This window comes from Azospirillum brasilense, assembly GCF_007827815.1.
Classification (GTDB): Bacteria; Pseudomonadota; Alphaproteobacteria; order Azospirillales; family Azospirillaceae; genus Azospirillum; species Azospirillum brasilense_C.
In genome coordinates, this window is record NZ_VITH01000008.1 from 290,312 (window position 1) to 305,679 (window position 15,368).

At 68.2% G+C, this 15,368-nt stretch carries 13 protein-coding genes; 6 read left to right on the forward strand and 7 right to left on the reverse strand.

Annotated elements, in window-relative coordinates:
- Positions 1-43 precede the first annotated feature (43 nt).
- Positions 44-454, forward strand: coding sequence for a hypothetical protein (locus FBZ83_RS18545; protein WP_145686790.1), 411 nt, complete (start codon positions 44-46; stop codon positions 452-454).
- Between the two features lie 67 nt (positions 455-521).
- Here the strand turns inward: FBZ83_RS18545 and metH are convergent, their stop codons facing one another.
- The 4 genes from metH to FBZ83_RS18565 are packed head-to-tail and all read right to left on the reverse strand — an operon-like array spanning position 522 to position 6,460.
- Positions 522-4,013 (reverse strand): methionine synthase, encoded by a 3,492-nt coding sequence (gene metH / locus FBZ83_RS18550; protein ID WP_145686792.1) that lies wholly within the window; start codon positions 4,011-4,013, stop codon positions 522-524.
- A gap of 58 nt (positions 4,014-4,071) precedes the next feature.
- Positions 4,072-4,545 carry a DUF29 domain-containing protein gene (locus FBZ83_RS18555; RefSeq protein WP_145686794.1) on the reverse strand — a complete coding sequence of 158 codons (474 nt, stop codon included), beginning with the start codon at positions 4,543-4,545 and terminating at the stop codon, positions 4,072-4,074.
- A 53-nt stretch (positions 4,546-4,598) separates the two neighbouring features.
- Positions 4,599-5,480: a methylenetetrahydrofolate reductase [NAD(P)H] gene (gene metF, locus FBZ83_RS18560; RefSeq protein WP_145686796.1), complete on the reverse strand. Its 882-nt coding sequence runs from the start codon at positions 5,478-5,480 to the stop codon at positions 4,599-4,601.
- Positions 5,477-6,460 (reverse strand): ArsR/SmtB family transcription factor, encoded by a 984-nt coding sequence (locus tag FBZ83_RS18565; RefSeq protein ID WP_145686799.1) that lies wholly within the window; start codon positions 6,458-6,460, stop codon positions 5,477-5,479. The genes metF and FBZ83_RS18565 overlap by 4 nt, the downstream gene beginning before the upstream one ends.
- Before the next feature lie 409 nt (positions 6,461-6,869).
- Between FBZ83_RS18565 and FBZ83_RS18570 the strand changes: the two genes are divergently transcribed.
- From FBZ83_RS18570 to FBZ83_RS18580, 3 genes are all read left to right on the forward strand, one after another.
- Positions 6,870-7,646, forward strand: coding sequence for an MlaA family lipoprotein (locus tag FBZ83_RS18570; protein WP_145686801.1), 777 nt, complete (start codon positions 6,870-6,872; stop codon positions 7,644-7,646).
- A 92-nt stretch (positions 7,647-7,738) separates the two neighbouring features.
- Entirely contained in the window at positions 7,739-8,359 is a 621-nt protein-coding gene (locus FBZ83_RS18575; protein ID WP_247888357.1) for an MlaC/ttg2D family ABC transporter substrate-binding protein, read from the forward strand.
- A gap of 173 nt (positions 8,360-8,532) precedes the next feature.
- Complete coding sequence (locus FBZ83_RS18580) at positions 8,533-10,014, forward strand: pentapeptide repeat-containing protein (RefSeq protein WP_145686803.1); 1,482 nt, start codon at positions 8,533-8,535, stop codon at positions 10,012-10,014.
- A 54-nt stretch (positions 10,015-10,068) separates the two neighbouring features.
- Here the strand turns inward: FBZ83_RS18580 and ettA are convergent, their stop codons facing one another.
- The gene (gene ettA / locus FBZ83_RS18585) at positions 10,069-11,745 is read right to left on the reverse strand and encodes an energy-dependent translational throttle protein EttA (RefSeq protein ID WP_145676799.1); all 1,677 of its coding nucleotides are present in this window, start codon (positions 11,743-11,745) and stop codon (positions 10,069-10,071) included.
- Between the two features lie 123 nt (positions 11,746-11,868).
- Between ettA and FBZ83_RS18590 the strand changes: the two genes are divergently transcribed.
- Positions 11,869-12,336 carry a YaiI/YqxD family protein gene (locus FBZ83_RS18590; RefSeq protein WP_145686805.1) on the forward strand — a complete coding sequence of 156 codons (468 nt, stop codon included), beginning with the start codon at positions 11,869-11,871 and terminating at the stop codon, positions 12,334-12,336.
- Positions 12,337-12,370: 34 nt separating this feature from the next.
- Here the strand turns inward: FBZ83_RS18590 and FBZ83_RS18595 are convergent, their stop codons facing one another.
- Positions 12,371-13,708, reverse strand: coding sequence for a PAS domain-containing protein (locus FBZ83_RS18595; protein ID WP_145686807.1), 1,338 nt, complete (start codon positions 13,706-13,708; stop codon positions 12,371-12,373).
- 97 nt (positions 13,709-13,805) lie between these two features.
- Positions 13,806-14,384: a hypothetical protein gene (locus tag FBZ83_RS18600; RefSeq protein WP_247888358.1), complete on the reverse strand. Its 579-nt coding sequence runs from the start codon at positions 14,382-14,384 to the stop codon at positions 13,806-13,808.
- A 510-nt stretch (positions 14,385-14,894) separates the two neighbouring features.
- Between FBZ83_RS18600 and FBZ83_RS18605 the strand changes: the two genes are divergently transcribed.
- A complete protein-coding gene (locus FBZ83_RS18605) occupies positions 14,895-15,335 on the forward strand; it encodes a hypothetical protein (RefSeq protein WP_247888359.1) in 441 nt (146 codons plus the stop codon).
- Positions 15,336-15,368: the final 33 nt, after the last annotated feature.

Here is a 15,368-nt window from a genome sequence, read left to right on the forward strand (position 1 = left end):
GCGACGAACACGCGCCTCCTCCTTTCAAAACGCAGAGGTGACCATGTTGGCATTGGCTCAAAACGCAAACAGCAAGACTGATTTTGCCAAAGCTCACGAAAAGGTGCCCGACTTGATCGTCGACCTGGAGAATGTGGCGCTGGCAACGCTTCAAAAATACGTCGACACCACGTTCAGCAACAGGCGCCAATATGATTTCACCGGCCGGAACGGCGCCCGTGCATTGAGCGCTTTGGAAAAGGCCGCCTCCAGCGGAGCCCCCACCTGCACGGTCTTGTGGAACATCCACCAGCACCAGACCCGTCCGCTGAAAGCCGCCGGCAAATGCAAGCATTTCACCGTTCGGGTGCCGGGCGAACAGACCGATCTGCATTTCTACGTCAACACCGATGGCAGCCGGATCAGCTACATCAGCTTCGACGCCGACACCTATTACCAGATCAAGAAGTTCTAAAAGCAGGTCACAATCCGCATCGGACTCCGTCGCCTCCGCCAGTCGCGGAAGCGACGGTTCCTTATCATCACACGCTGAAGTACTTCGCCCGCGGGTGGTGGAGGACGATGGCGGACGTGCTCTGCTCCGGGTGGAGCTGGTGCTCGTCGGACATCTCCACGCCGATCCGGCCGGCGTCGAGGAGCGTCAGAAGCTGCTCCTGGTCGGCGAGGTTCGGGCAGGCCGGGTAGCCGAAGCTGTAGCGGCTGCCGCGGTAGGCCTGCTGCAGCAGCTTCTCCTTGTCGCGGCTGTCCTCGGCGCCGTAGCCCAGCTCCGCGCGGATGCGGGCGTGAACGTACTCTGCCATGGCCTCGGTCATCTCCACCGACAGTCCGTGCAGGTAGAGATAGTCCTGGTAACGGTTCTCGGCGAACCAGTCCCGCGCCACCTCGGCGCAATGCTGGCCCATGGTGACGATCTGCAGGCCCAGCACGTCGCGCTCGCCGTCGTTCACGTCGCGCAGGAAGTCGGCGATGCACTCGCCGTCCTCCTTGGCCTGACGCGGCAGGGTGAAGCGGGCGACCTCGCGGATGCCGTCTTCGGCGAACAGGATGACGTCGTCGCCGTCGGCCGCCGCCTTCCAGTAGCCGTAGACCGCCTGGGGCCGCAGGATCTCTTCCTTCGCGGCGATCTGGAGGATGCGGTCGAGCACCGGGCGAAGCTCCTTCTTCGCCCACTCCTTGAACTCCTCGAAGGACTTGCCGTCCTTCCGGTAGCCCCACTGGAGCTGGTAGAGCATGCGCTCGTTCAGGTAGGTCACCAGCGTCTTCAGCGGCACATGCTCGATGACCTTCGGCCCCCAGAAGGGCGGCGTCGGCACCGGCACGCCCTCGGCCAGACGGGCGCGGCGGGCGCGGGCGGCGTCCTTGTCCACCGGTCCGACCGTGGCGCTCGTCGCCTGACCGAGCACGCGGCGGCGGTTGACCGCCCGCCCCGCCCGCTTGGCCTGCTGGATGGCGAGTTGCTGGTCGAAGCTGCCGCCCACCACCTGGTCCATCAGGGTCAGCCCGTCGAAGGCGTCGCCGGCGTAGGCCACGCGGCCCGAGCCGTAGGAGGCCACGCAGTCCGTCTCCACATAGGCGCGGGTCAGCGCGGCACCGCCGAGCAGGACCGGAACCTCCAGCCCCTCGCGGGTCATCTCCTCCAGATTCTCGCGCATGACGACGGTGGACTTCACCAGCAGGCCGGACATGCCGACGGCGTCGGCCTTGTGCTCCTTCGCCGCCTGGATGATCGCGCCGACCGGCTGCTTGATGCCCAGGTTGACGACCTTGTAGCCGTTGTTGGTCAGGATGATGTCGACAAGGTTCTTGCCGATGTCGTGGACGTCGCCCTTCACGGTGGCCAGCACCATGGTGCCCTTCTGCTGGCCGTCCAGCTTCTCCATGTGCGGCTCCAGCCACGCCACGGCGGCCTTCATGGTCTCCGCAGACTGGAGCACGAAGGGAAGCTGCATCTTGCCGGCGCCGAACAGCTCGCCCACCACCTTCATGCCGTCGAGCAGGTAGGTGTTGATGATCTCCAGCGGCGGGTGGGTCTTCATCGCCTCGGCCAGATCGTCCTCCAGCCCGGTGCGGTCGCCGTCGACGATGCGCTCCTTCAGCCGCTCCTCGACCGTCTCGGCGCGGGCCTTCTTCTTGGCGTCCGCGGCCTTGCGGCCTTCGAACAGGGCGATGAAGGCCTGGAGCGGGTCATACCCTTCCGCACGGCGGTCGAAGATCAGGTCCTCGGCGGTCTTGACCTCTTTCTCGGGAATCTGGTGCAGCGGCATGATCTTCGACACATGCACGATGGCGCCGGTCATGCCGCGCTTCACCGCGTGGTCGAGGAAGACCGAGTTCAGGACGTGGCGGGCCGCCGCGTTCAGGCCGAAGGAGACGTTGGACAGGCCCAGGATGATCTGGCAGCCGGGCATCTCGCGGCTGATCGCCTCGATGCCCTCCAGCGTCCAGATGGCCAGCTTGCGGTCGTCCTCGTTGCCGGTGGCGATGGTGAAGGTCAACGGGTCAAACAGCAGGTCGTGGGCCGGCAGACCGAACTCGTTGACCGCGAGGTCATAGAGGCGCTTGGCGATGGCGAGCTTGCGCTCCGGCGTCTTCGCCATGCCCTCCTCGTCGATGGTCAGAGCGATCACCGCCGCGCCGAACTTCTTGGCGAGCGCGAGGCGCTTGCGGGCCGGCTCCTCGCCGTCCTCGAAGTTGATCGAGTTGAGGATCGCCTTGCCGCCGTAGAGCGCCAGCGCCTTCTCCAGCACGATGTACTCGGTGGAATCGATGACCAGGGGGGCGGTGACCGAACCGGCGAAGCGCTGCACGACGGCCTTCATCTCCGCCACCTCGTCGCGCCCGACGAAGGCGGTGCAGACGTCCAGCGTGTGCGAGCCCTCCTTCACCTGCTCGCGCGCCATCTCGACGCAGCCGTCCCAATCGTTCTTCTCCTGAAGCTCGCGCCACTTCTTGGAGCCGTTGGCGTTGCAGCGCTCGCCGATGGCGAAGAAGGCGTTCTCCTGGCGCAGCGTGACCTGGGAGTAGAGCGAGGCGACCGCGGGCACCCAATGGACCGTGCGGCCCTTCGGGTTCGGGCGGTGCGACCCGGCCGGGGCCAGCTTGCGCAGCATCTGGTTGGCCGCCGCGATGTGCGGGACGTTGGTGCCGCAGCAGCCGCCGACGAGGTTCACCCCGTCCTCGGTCACGAAGCGCTCCAGCCAATGGGCGAAGTCGTCGGCGCGCAGCGGGTAGTGCGTCTTGCCGTCGACCAGCTCGGGCAGGCCGGCGTTCGGCTGCACGGAGACGAGGCCCGGCCAGTTCTGGGTCAGCCACTTCACATGCTCGCTCATCTCCAGCGGGCCGGTGGCGCAGTTCAGGCCCATCAGCGGCACGTCCAGCGCCTGGATCACCGTGGCCGCCGCGGCGATGTCCGTGCCGACCAGCAGCGTGCCCGTGGTCTCCACCGTCACCTGGACGAAGACCGGCGTGTCGCTTCCCGCTTCGGCGCGCGCGCGCTTGATGCCGTTGACGGCGGCCTTGATCTGCAGCGGGTCCTGGCAGGTCTCGACCAGGATGGCGTCGGCGCCGCCGGCGATCAGGCCGGCCGCCTGGACGAAGAAGCTGTCCTCAAGGTCCTGATAGGGGATGTGCCCCAGGCTGGGCAGCTTGGTGCCCGGCCCGACCGAGCCGATGACGAAGCGCGGCTGACCGTCCGTGAAGGTCTCCGCCGCCTCGCGCGCCAGTTCGACCGCGCGCTGGTTGATCTCGAACGCCTTCTCGGAGATGCCGAATTCGCCCAGCGTCACCGGGGAGGCGCCGAAGGTGTCCGTCTCCACCATGTCCGCGCCGGCCTCGAAATAGCCGCGGTGGATCTCCCGCACGATGTCCGGGCGCGACAGCGGCAGGATGTCGGTGCAGTTCTCGTGCCCCCAGTAGTCCTTCTCCACGTCGAGGTCGAGCGCCTGGATGCGGCTGCCGAACCCGCCGTCGCAGAGCAGGACGCGGTCGCGGAGAGTGTCGAGAATGTGCGGCATGGGAAGATCGGGTCCGTTTCGGGAGGAAGGTCGTGCGGAAAGTCAGGGAATCGGCGTCTCAGACGAGATCGTGGCGGTTCACCGGCCACCAGTCTTCGTCAAGAAGCTGGTCAAGTCCGTAAGGGCATTCGGAAGGAAGGGCATGTTCATCAACGCGATCCTGTCCAAGCCCGTCGGTGGCGAAGCCGCGTCCACGGCGGAACGCGGACGGAAGATCGACATGCCCCTTCAGGCTGGGACTGTCGGCCAGCGCATCGACGGCCGCCGCACGCTGTTCGCGTACGGACTTCCGCCAACCGCTGCGCGGGTCGGAAGCCGGAGAGAACTCCAGTTTCAAAAGATGCTCGATGATACGGGCAAGATGGCTGTTGATCGCACGCCGGTCGTTCCTGCCCATATCCTCGATCTCCTCCGCCACATGATCCCAATCAATGGGCGTGTTGAGGCGTTCGCGGGCGGCCTCGCGGAGAAGGCGGGCCTGTTCCTGGGTCCAGGCGTAGAAGTCGTCGTCGTAGCCGATCCGGCTGTCCATGGCCCTTCCTCCGCGACCGCGATCATCCGCAACACCCTAGCACAGGGGGGCGGTCAGGACACCGCCGGCTGCTTGGCCTTGACGCCCAGCATCCGGCAGATGGCCACCGTCAGGTCGGAGCGGTTCAGCGTGTAGAAGTGGAAGTCCTTGATGCCCTGGGCCTGGAGCGCCTGGCACTGCTCGGCCGCCATGGTCGCGGCGACGAGCTGCCGGGTCTCCGGATCGGAATCCAGCCCCTCGAAGGTTTCGGCAAAGCGCTTGGGCATCGCCGCCCCGCACTTGCCGGCGAACTCCACCGCGCGGGCGAAATTGGTGATCGGCAGGATGCCGGGCACGATCGGCACGGTGATTCCGGCGGCGGCGCAGCGGTCGAGGAAGCGGAAATAGGCGTCGTTGTCGAAGAAGAACTGGGTGATCGCCCGCGTCGCCCCGGCGTCCACCTTGCGCTTCAGGTTGTCGAGGTCGAACTGCGCGCTCGGCGCCTCCGGATGGGATTCCGGATAGGCGGCGACGGAGATCTCGAAGTCGGCAACCTTCCTCATCCCGGCCACCAGATCGGCGGCGTAGGCGTAGCCACCGGGATGCGGGACGTAGCGCCCGCCCACCCCGCCCTCGGTCTCCGGCGGATCGCCGCGCAAGGCTACGAGATGGCGGATGCCGGCATCCCAGTAGGTGCGGGCGATGGCGTCGATCTCCTCGCGCGTCGCGCCCACGCAGGTGAAGTGGGCGGCGGCGGGGATGCCCGTCTCCTTCTGGATGCGCGTCACCGTGTTGTGCGTGCGCTCGCGCGTCGAGCCGCCGGCCCCGTAGGTCACCGAGACGAAGGACGGGCCGAGCGGGGCAAGACGCTGGATCGCCTGCCACAGGCTCTGTTCCATCTTCTCCGTCTTGGGCGGGAAGAATTCGAAGCTGACCGACGGGGTGCCGGACGTCATGACTGGGCTCCGCTGATGGAGAGGATGGAGGGGTCGGCCGGCGATGCGCCCTTCGCGGCGCGCACCGCCGGCCAGATGGATACGGTAAGCGGTTCGCCCGGCAGATGCACCACGGGGCCGCAGTCCAGACCGCAGTGGCGGCACCAGGCGGCGACCTCCGCGTCGGCGAAGCCCAGGCGGCGGTGCGCGTGCTCCGCCCGCAGGGTCTCCAGGGCGTGGGGAGCGAAGTCGACCACCAGCAGCAGGCCGCCGGGCCGCAGCACCCGCGCCGCCTCGGCCAGAAGGTCGGCCGGGGACTCCGCGAAATGCAGCACCTGATGGACGACCGCCGCGTCGAAGGACCCGGATGGGAAGGGAAGCTGGTACATGTCCGCCTGCCGGACGTGGCAGTGGCGGAGCGCCGTGTCCTCCAGCTTGGTGCGGGCGATGGACAGCATCTCGCGCGACTGGTCCACCCCCACGGCGCGCCGGGCCCGCGGGCCCAGCACCTCCAGCATGCGGCCCGTGCCGGTGCCGATGTCCAGCAGGTCGCCGATCCCGTCGGCGGGGATCAGGCGTAGCAGAGCCTCCTCGACCTCGCGCTCCGCGACATGCAGGGAGCGGATCTCGTGCCAGCGGGCGGCGTTCTCGCGGAAATAGCTGGCCGCCGCCTCGGAGCGGGCGCGCTTGATCGCCTCCAGCCGTTCCAAGTCCAGCGTCAGGGTCGGGTCGTCGGACGGGATCGCGTCCACCAGCACCCGCGCCAGCTCCGCCGAGGCGCCGCGCTCCGTCAGCCGGTAGAAGGCGAAGGTTCCCTCGCGGAAGCGGTCGAGAAGGCCGGCGTCGCACAGCAGCTTCAGATGGCGCGACACCCGCGGCTGGCTCTGGCCCAGGATCTGGGTCAGCTCCGTCACCGTCAGCTCGCCATGCGCGCACAGCGCCAGCAGCCGGAGCCGCGTGGTCTCCGCCGCCGCCTTCAATGTCGCAAGCAGTTCGTCCATGACCGCCGGCACCGCCCCGAATCACCCCGAAGGATCGGCGGACCACCACGGTCCGCCATGCGGGATACAGATATAAAGATATCTTTATGCAGCGTAAACACGTTTTCACCGGTTTCCCCGTCCAATCGGGGAGCCACGGCCGACGGGACGCCCGGACGTGGCGCGAAGGGCGCGGCAATCCTACCACATCAGGCGGTATCCGTACGGTGACCTCGCGTGGCACGCTGGTCAAAAGGCGGCGCCTGTGTTAGGCACGGATCAAAGGGATCGCGCGGATTTTCCGGGCGATGTCCTGTCCGGCAGCCTCCGTTGCCGCCCGTCGGGGGGACTTTCCCATCGGACGTGGCGCAATGGGAGCGCGGAACGGATGCCCCGCCCAAAGTCGTGTCCCCAGAAAGAGCCGTCGCCGATGAAGCTGGCCAATCTCTCCCGCTCCCTTCTTCGCTCGGCCGCCGTGGCCGTTGTCGCCCTCGGCATGGCGGGCTGCGCGACCGCGCCCGGCAGCAACGAGGCCGACGCCACGGTCAGCGATCCGCTGGAGATCCCCAACCGATTCGTCTTCGCCGTCAACGAGACCGCGGACATCCTGCTGATCCGTCCGGCGGCGGAGGTCTATGTCGGCGTCGTCCCCGACCCGATGCGTCAGGCGGTGCACAATTTCATCCAGAACCTGCTCGGCCCGCTCTACATCGCCAACAACCTGCTGCAGGGCAATTTCGAGGGCGCCCAGATCGCCACCGGCCGGTTCATGACCAACACCATCCTCGGCCTCGGCGGTCTCGCCGATGTGGCGACGGAGGCCGGAATCGGCGACCGTCCGGAGGATTTCGGCCAGACGCTGGGCGTCTGGGGCGTCGGACCGGGCCCCTATGTGGTGCTGCCTTTCCTCGGCCCGTCGAACGTCCGCGACACGCTGGGCTACGGGGTCGACACGCTGGCCGACCCGTTCCGCATCGGCACCAACGCCGCCGGGGCGGACAACGCCATGTACGGGCGGACCGCCGCCGCCGGCCTGGACCGCCGCTCGCAGCTCCTGCGCGAGATCGACGATCTGCGCAAGAACTCGCTGGACTTCTACGCGACGGCCCGCAGCCTCTACGCGCAGCAGCGCCGCGCCGCGATCGCCAACGACATCGCGCCGGCGACGCCGGAATTCCCCGATTTCGACGAACCCGCCAAGAAATAAGGAGGAGGCCTGCCGCGGCGCGACCGTCCGCGCTCGATCCTTTCGCCGATTGAGTGTTGACAAAGCCCCCGCGGCAGCCACTTTTGCCTGCCATGCTGATGACACGTCGCCTGTTTCTTGTGTGCGCGGCCCTGCTCGCGGTGAGCAGCTGGGCCGGCCGTCCCGCCGCCGCACAGTCGGCCGATCCGGGCGCGACCGCGTTCATCCAATCGCTGGGGAACGAGGCCGTCGCCACCTTCTCGAACAAGAGCCTGTCGCGCGAACAGGCGGTGCAGCGCTTCCGCACCCTGCTCTACCAGGGCTTCGACGTGGCCTACATCGGTCGCTGGGTGCTGGGCCGCTACTGGAACTCCGCCACGCCGCAGCAGCACGACGAGTACCAGAAGCTCTTCGAGCGGCTGATCGTCAACACCTACGCCGACCGCTTCGTCGAATATTCGGGCGAGACCTTCCGCATCTCCGGATCCCGCGTCGAAGGCGAAGCGGACACCATGGTCAGCACCCAGATCGTCCGCCCCAACGGCCCGCCGGTGAATGTGGACTGGCGCGTGCGCAAGCGCGACACCGCCTACAAGATCATCGACGTGGTTGTCGAGGGCGTCAGCATGGGCGTGACCCAGCGCCAGGAGTTCGCCTCCGTCATCGGCCAGAACGGCGGACGGGTCGAAGGGCTGCTCCAGGCGCTCCGCCAAAAGGTCGGCAGCGCCGGCTGATTGTTCGCTCCCGGCATGAGAGTACTATCTTGCGGGCCGCCTTCGGGCGGCCCTTTTTCATGGCGGCTTTTTCATGATGGTCCAAACGGCGATTCCGTGACGAACACCGCCGGAAGGGGTATGGTCGCGCCCGAAGCCTCTCTTGTGTGTTGCAGCAGCGGGCGCCCCATCCGATGGCCGACCGGACTCCGAACGAGATCGACGAGATCAAGGCGATCATCCTCGCCCATCAGACCTGGCTGACCCGGCGCGGCGGACGGCGGGCCGACCTCAGCTTCCGCGATCTCTCGAATCTCAACCTCGACCGCGTGAACCTGAACGGAGCGAAGCTGGCCGGGGCCAACCTGGTCGGTGCCCGCCTCGTCCGCGCCGACCTTTCGCAGGCCGACCTGTTCGGCGCCGACATGGAGGGGGCGAACCTGACCGCCTCGACCCTGATCGGGGCCGACCTGCGTGGCGCCAACCTGCACCGGGCCATCCTGACCGACGCGAACCTGCGTGGCGCCGACTTCCGCGCCGGATCGCTGATGAACGGGACGGACGACAAGCCGCGCAGCGACGGCGTCACCCGCCTGACCGAGGCCAAGATGGAGCGCTCCATCCTGGCCGGAGCGAACTTCACGGGCTGCGACCTCAGCGGCGCCGATCTCAACGACGCCGATCTGACGGGCGCCGACATGACCGCCGCCGTGCTGGTCGGCGCCGATTTCTGGGGTGCCACGCTGGACGGCGTGACCTTCGACGGCACGACCATCGACGAGGCGACGCTCGACCGCAACTACCTGCCGGCCTCCCTTCCCAAGAACGCCATCGTCAAACCGGCCTACAAGCCGATGCCATCGGGCGTCTTCCTGGAGGCCGTCGCAGAGCATGAGCGGTGGGTGAACAGTCAGGGCGCCGAGGGCCGGCACCTCGATCTCGATCTCGTATCGGTGATCGGGGCCGACCTGACCGGACGCGTGCTCGCCGCCGCCCGGCTGCGCCGCTGCCGCCTGATGGGGGTACGGTTGCGCAAGGCCAGCCTGGAGATGGCCGACCTCTCCTACACCGAGATGATCGGGGCCGACCTGACGGAAGCCTGCCTGAACGGCACCAACCTGCGCCGCGCCGGGCTGTCCCGCGCCGTTCTGGCGCGCGCCGACGCCCGTCCGGCCCGGCTGTCCGGCGACCGACCCTGGCCCGCCAATTTCGACGGGGCCAACCTGACCGGCGCCGACCTGCGCGACGCCCGGATGGAGGACGCGGTGCTGCGGTCCGCCAAGCTGGGCGGGGCGAAGCTCGACGGCACGGGGATCACCGTGGCCGTCGACACCGCCCCGCCGCCGCCGCCGGTGCCGGAGGAACGGCGGGCGCAGAAGCGCTACGCCCAGCCCTGTCTGGTCGTCCAGACCGACCACGGCGCCCACTCCTCCCGCAACTGGTCGATCGGCGGCGTCAGTTTCTACGCTCCGGACGACCTGTTCGAGGAGGGCGAGACGATCGAGGGTCGCCTGTCCATCACCGGGCGGGACGACGTCACCGCCACCGCGCGGATGGTGGTGGTGCACAAGGGCGTTGGGAAGGGACAGGTGTCCGTGCGCTTCCACCAGTATGGCGACGATCTCAAGCAGCTCCTGAAGACCGCCTTCCTGGAGCATCAGAAGCTGGAAGGGTAACGGAGGGCGGCTCCCCCTCCCGGGTGGGGAGAGGGAGCCAGCCGGAGCCGCCGCTCAGGAACGGACCAGCGGCTTGTACTTGATGCGGTGCGGGTTCACCGCATCCTCGCCCAGACGGCGCTTCTTGTCGGCCTCGTAGGCTTCGAAGTTGCCCTCGAACCACTCCACGTGGCTGTCGCCCTCGAAGGCCAGGATGTGGGTGGCGAGGCGGTCGAGGAACCAGCGATCGTGGCTGATGACCACGGCGCAGCCGGCGAAGTTCTCCAGCGCCTCCTCCAGCGCGCGCAGCGTGTCGACGTCCAGATCGTTGGTCGGTTCGTCGAGCAGCAGCACGTTGGCGCCGGACTTCAGCATCTTGGCGAGGTGGACGCGGTTGCGCTCACCGCCGGAGAGCTGGCCGACCTTCTTCTGCTGGTCCGGACCGCGGAAGTTGAAGGACGAAACGTAGGCGCGGCTGGGCATCGACTTCTTGCCGAGGTCGATGATGTCCAGCCCGTCGGAGATTTCCTCCCACACGGTCTTGTTCGGGTTCAGCGAATCGCGGCTCTGGTCGACATAGCCCAGCTTCACCGTCTCGCCGACGCGGAAGGTGCCGGCGTCCGGCCCGTCCTGCTCGGTGATCATGCGGAACAGGGTGGTCTTGCCGGCGCCGTTCGGACCGATCACGCCGACGATGCCGCCCGGCGGCAGGCGGAAGGACAGGCCGTCGATCAGCAGGCGGTCGCCGAAGCCCTTGTTGATGCTCTCGGCCTCGATGACGACGTTGCCCAGGCGCGGCGGCGTCGGGATGACGATGCGGGCCTCGCCCGTCGCTTCCTTGCCGCTCTCGGCCAGCAGTGTCTCGTAAGCGGAGATGCGGGCCTTGCTCTTGGCCTGTCGGGCGCGCGGGGACTGCCGGATCCATTCCAGCTCGGTGGCGAGCTGCTTCTGGCGGGCCTCCTCGGCGCGGCCTTCCTGCTCCAGGCGCTTCTGCTTCTGCTCCAGCCAGGAGGAGTAGTTGCCTTCCCACGGAATCCCCGACCCACGGTCGAGTTCGAGAATCCAACCGGTCACGTTGTCGAGGAAGTAGCGGTCGTGGGTGACCAGGACGACGGTGCCCTTGTAGTCCTCCAGGTGCTTCTGCAGCCACGCCACGGACTCGGCGTCCAGATGGTTGGTCGGCTCGTCGAGCAGCAGCAGGTCGGGCTTTTCCAGAAGCAGCTTGCACAGCGCGACGCGGCGGCGCTCACCGCCGGACAGCTTGGTCACGTCGGAATCGCCCGGCGGGCAGCGCAGCGCGTCCATGGCGATCTCGACCGTGCGGTCGATGTCCCAGGCGTCGGCGGCGTCGATCTTCTCCTGAAGCTCGGCCTGCTCGGCCATCAGCGCGTCGAAGTCGGCGTCCGGGTCGCCCATCGCCTCGGACACGGCGTTGAAACGGTCCAGCAGCCCCTTGGTCTCGGCCAGGGCCTCCAGAACGTTCTCCTGCACCGTCTTCGTCGGGTCGAGCTGCGGCTCCTGCGACAGGTAGCCGACCTTGGCGCCCTGCGCGGCCCAGGCCTCGCCCGAATAGTCCTTGTCCAGGCCGGCCATGATCTTCATCAGGGTCGACTTACCGGCGCCGTTGACGCCGAGGACACCGATTTTCACGCCGGGCAGGAAGGACAGCCAGATGTCGTCCAGAACCTTCTTGCCGCCGGGGTAGACCTTGGACAGGCCCTTCATCACATAGACATATTGATAGGACGCCATGCGCCGCTCCGACCCTTCTGCACAAAAAGGAAAAATCCAGGACGCCACCCGCGGCGCCACTTCGCTCGTTCAGGGTTTTAGCGCATAAGGACGCGGCATGAAACGGCGAAGGAGGGAAGCCGGGTGGTCGAGATTTATGTGGATGCCGATGCCTGCCCGGTAAAGTCGGAAATTTACCGGGTGGCCGGGCGCAACGGAATCAAGGTGTGGATCGTCAGCAACGGTCCGCTCCGCCTGCCCAATGAATGCCTGTCGGAACTGGTCGTCGTCGGGTCGGAGTTCGACGCCGCCGACAACTGGATCGCCGAGCACGCGACCGAGACCGACGTCGTGGTCACCGCCGACATCCAGCTCGCCGACCGCTGCGTCAAGAGGCGCGCCGTGGTGATCGGCCCGACCGGCCGCCCCTTCACCGAGGACAGCATCGGCTCGGCCATCGCCACCCGCGCGCTGATGCAGGACCTGCGCGACATGGGCGTGGTCAGCGGCGGCAACAAGCCGATGAGCCAGCAGGACAAGTCGAAGTTCCTGCAGACGCTCGATCAGGCGGTGCAGGCGCTGAAGGCCGAGCGGCGGCCGAAATGGCGGTGAACCGTCAACCGGGCAAGGTTCACTGGGGCAAGGTTCACTGGGGCAACGCGCCCGCCTGACCGGCGGCGAAGGCCCGCGCCTGCCCGTGCGTGACGATCCCCCGACGGTCGAGCTGCTTCAGCAGGACCGCGGCCAGTTCCGCCTCGACCAGCGCGGGGGAGAAGGGACCCAGGCGGCGGTCGGCCGCGACGCCGAAGGCGGCGGCCAGACGCTCCAGCGACGCCCCGTCCGGGGGCCCCTCCAAGGCCGGGTCGAGCGCTGCGGCCAGCCGCACGAGGTCGAGCGTCGGCGGTGCCTCCGGTTCCGGCAGGCCGGCGTCGCGGCAGGCGCGGGCCAACGTGCGGAGCGACGCCTCGACCCCCACGCCGACCACCGCGCAGCCGCGCAGGGCGTCGGCGATCACCGGCCAGGCCGCGGCGAAGGGCCGGGCGCCCGCCACCATCGCCGTGGTCACGCCGTGGAGCGCGGAGCCCTCCGCCGGGATGGGGGCGCCGGGGTCGATGAACAGCTCCAGAGAAAGGCTGCGGAAGACGCGCGGCCCGACCATCCGCACCGTGCCCACCGCGACGACCGGCCCGTCCTCCGGGCGGCCGGTGACGGGCGTGGCGGCGGTGGCGACCCACAGGCTGACCAACGGCAACGCCAGCAGCGGGTCCTCGTCGCCGAGGTGGACGGGACGGGCGTTCGGGCGCAGGAGCAGCCGCTCGCCGGACAGCAGCGGCTGCGCCTCGCCGGCCTTCGCCGGAAAGACCAGGGCGATCCCCGACTGAAGCCCCAGATCCTTGACGCGCACCGGCACCTCGCCGCCCTGGGCGCGGCGCAGCAGGGCGGAGACCATCTGGCCGTTTTCGCGCGCCCGCTCGATGGCGCGGAACAGCTCGGGGCGCGACAGGTGGTCGTAGATGTCGGCCCCCACCGCCAGACCGAGATGGGCGGAGGCCGCGGGGTTCAGCGTCTCGATCCGCCCGAAGTCGTCGAGCACCACCACCGGCTCCTCCAGCGCGGCGATCACGCCGGCCAGCCGCTCGCCGGGACGCGCCTCACCATGGCGGCCATGGCGCAGGGCCTCCGCCGCCGCCCGCGCGAGGTCGCCGGCCTCGTCCTCCTTCGCGTCGGCGGCGAGGGAGGCGGCGTTGCGCCCGCGCCACGCCGACAGGGTCTCGCGCAGCCGGCCCAGATCGCGGAAATGGCGGTTCAGCCGGGCGAAGGCCATCCACAGCGCCAGCACGCCGAGCCCGACGGCCCCCATGTCCAGCAGGGAGCGCTCGGGGTCGGCGACGGCCAGCCGCCCGATCTCAACCCCCAGGAAGGCGAGCGCCACGCCCGCCACCGCAAAGCCCAGCACCGCCGAACGCCACGCCCCGCCCCGCATCGGGCCGCCTCCACACACTGTCAGGAAGTGGCGACTGTAGCGCCCCGGGACGCCGGCGGAAAGGGAGCGGGCGGACGAGCCCCCCGCCCCATGCCGGCTAGTTCGCCGCGAAGCAGTAGAGCAGCCCCGCCCCGCCCGTGCCCTTCAGGGCGTCCTGGCTGCAGCCCCCACGCGTCAGGTGCGAGCTGTTCCAGGATTTGGCCGGCGGGTCGTCGCTCAGCCCGATGCGGTCGTGATGGCCGACCATGGCCGCACCCTCGGCCCCGCTGCGGGTCCAGTTGCCGCAGGTGCGGTCCTCCGCGCCGTCGAAGGCCCGGCCGTCCGGCTGGCTGCCGGTCAGGATGTCGTGGGTGTTGGGGGTGTCGCCGCGGCCTTTGACCGTCTCGCCGGTTTCGGTCAGCCCGGTCTCCTTGGTCAGACCGTTGGCGGCGTGCAGATCCTCCACAGTGCGGGCGATCACCTGCCCCTTGGCGTTCTGCCAGGGGCCGGCGCCGATGCGGTCGCGGGCGTTGACCGCGGGCCGCCCGTCCGCCGCCTGGGTGGACAGATAGGCCTTCCAGTCGCGGTTTCCCGCCCCGACGGCCTGCGCCAGCTGCCGGCAGTGGCGGTCAGCACCCTCCAGGCCGCCGAGATCGGCGCCCGTCCCCGATCCCACGCTGGTGATGAAGAAGGTCATGCCCGGGGAACCTCCGGACGTCTGTGCGGATGCCGGTGCCGCGGTCAACAGCACCGCCGCCGATAGCGCAGCGCCGATACCAGCCCCAAAGATGGTGCGGACCATGGGTACCCTCCCCTGCCTTGTTGTTCAGACGATGGTGGATCGTGGACGCCGGGACGGACGGCTTTATTCCCGCATCCTTTCGGCGCATCGCCGAGCCGCATGGCCGATCCTTCTTTTTCGCCCTTCCGATGCCGCGCGGAATCTTTATGGTCTCTGGCGGTCCCGCCATGCCGGACCGCCGAAGGGATTTAATACGAATTTCGAACCATTTTGCCTTCATAACGATAAAAAGCTTCGCATAACTCAAAATAATAATGAGAGAATGCGCGAACGAACACACGCTCTCGTTATAACGCTTTTAAACATTCAAAGACTTATTTGACCGCCGTTAATCGCTCATTAAGGCAAACCCGGCAGATTTGGTCTTGCGTTCTCCTTCACATTTTTTTGGGTCCGGCGATGGTGATGGTCTACCACCCTTACGCGCTCCAGCATCGGCAGGAACGGCGCTCCGGGCGCAGGCTTGCGCTGGCCTTGATCGTCGCACTCGGCCTCCCCCTGACGGTGGGCGCCGGCTACACCCTGGAGACGGTGCGCGGTTACGCCGTGCAGGCCCGTTTGGCGCAGGCGGTGGACGCGGCGGCCCTGGCCGGTGGGCGGGTGATGTTCGACGACCAGCGGGACGGTCACATCCGCAGCTTCTTCGACAACGCCTTTTCCAGGAGCTTCCTGGGCGCCCACACCGCGGTGCTGAAGATCGAGGACGACACGCGCAGCGGTGTGCTGACGGTGCATGGACAAGCGACGGTGAAGGCGCTGTTCACCCGCGTCCTGGGTGGCAGCGATCTGATCGTGGAGGCGCAGTCGGTCGTCCGCCGCAATGTTCGTGGCCGCAAGGGGGCTTAACCCCTCGGAACCGCAACCCTCGGCGCCGTCGGA

Excerpts from the sequence above, each read along its gene's own strand:
- FBZ83_RS18545 (WP_145686790.1), top strand. The coding sequence starts at position 44 with ATGTTGGCATTGGCTCAAAACGCAAACAGCAAGACTGATTTTGCCAAA.
- metH (WP_145686792.1), bottom strand. The coding sequence starts at position 4,013 with ATGCCGCACATTCTCGACACTCTCCGCGACCGCGTCCTGCTCTGCGAC.
- FBZ83_RS18555 (WP_145686794.1), bottom strand. The coding sequence starts at position 4,545 with ATGGACAGCCGGATCGGCTACGACGACGACTTCTACGCCTGGACCCAG.
- metF (WP_145686796.1), bottom strand. The coding sequence starts at position 5,480 with ATGACGTCCGGCACCCCGTCGGTCAGCTTCGAATTCTTCCCGCCCAAG.
- FBZ83_RS18565 (WP_145686799.1), bottom strand. The coding sequence starts at position 6,460 with ATGGACGAACTGCTTGCGACATTGAAGGCGGCGGCGGAGACCACGCGG.
- FBZ83_RS18570 (WP_145686801.1), top strand. The coding sequence starts at position 6,870 with ATGAAGCTGGCCAATCTCTCCCGCTCCCTTCTTCGCTCGGCCGCCGTG.
- FBZ83_RS18575 (WP_247888357.1), top strand. The coding sequence starts at position 7,739 with ATGCTGATGACACGTCGCCTGTTTCTTGTGTGCGCGGCCCTGCTCGCG.
- FBZ83_RS18580 (WP_145686803.1), top strand. The coding sequence starts at position 8,533 with ATGGCCGACCGGACTCCGAACGAGATCGACGAGATCAAGGCGATCATC.
- ettA (WP_145676799.1), bottom strand. The coding sequence starts at position 11,745 with ATGGCGTCCTATCAATATGTCTATGTGATGAAGGGCCTGTCCAAGGTC.
- FBZ83_RS18595 (WP_145686807.1), bottom strand. The coding sequence starts at position 13,708 with ATGCGGGGCGGGGCGTGGCGTTCGGCGGTGCTGGGCTTTGCGGTGGCG.
- FBZ83_RS18600 (WP_247888358.1), bottom strand. The coding sequence starts at position 14,384 with ATGACCTTCTTCATCACCAGCGTGGGATCGGGGACGGGCGCCGATCTC.
- FBZ83_RS18605 (WP_247888359.1), top strand. The coding sequence starts at position 14,895 with ATGGTCTACCACCCTTACGCGCTCCAGCATCGGCAGGAACGGCGCTCC.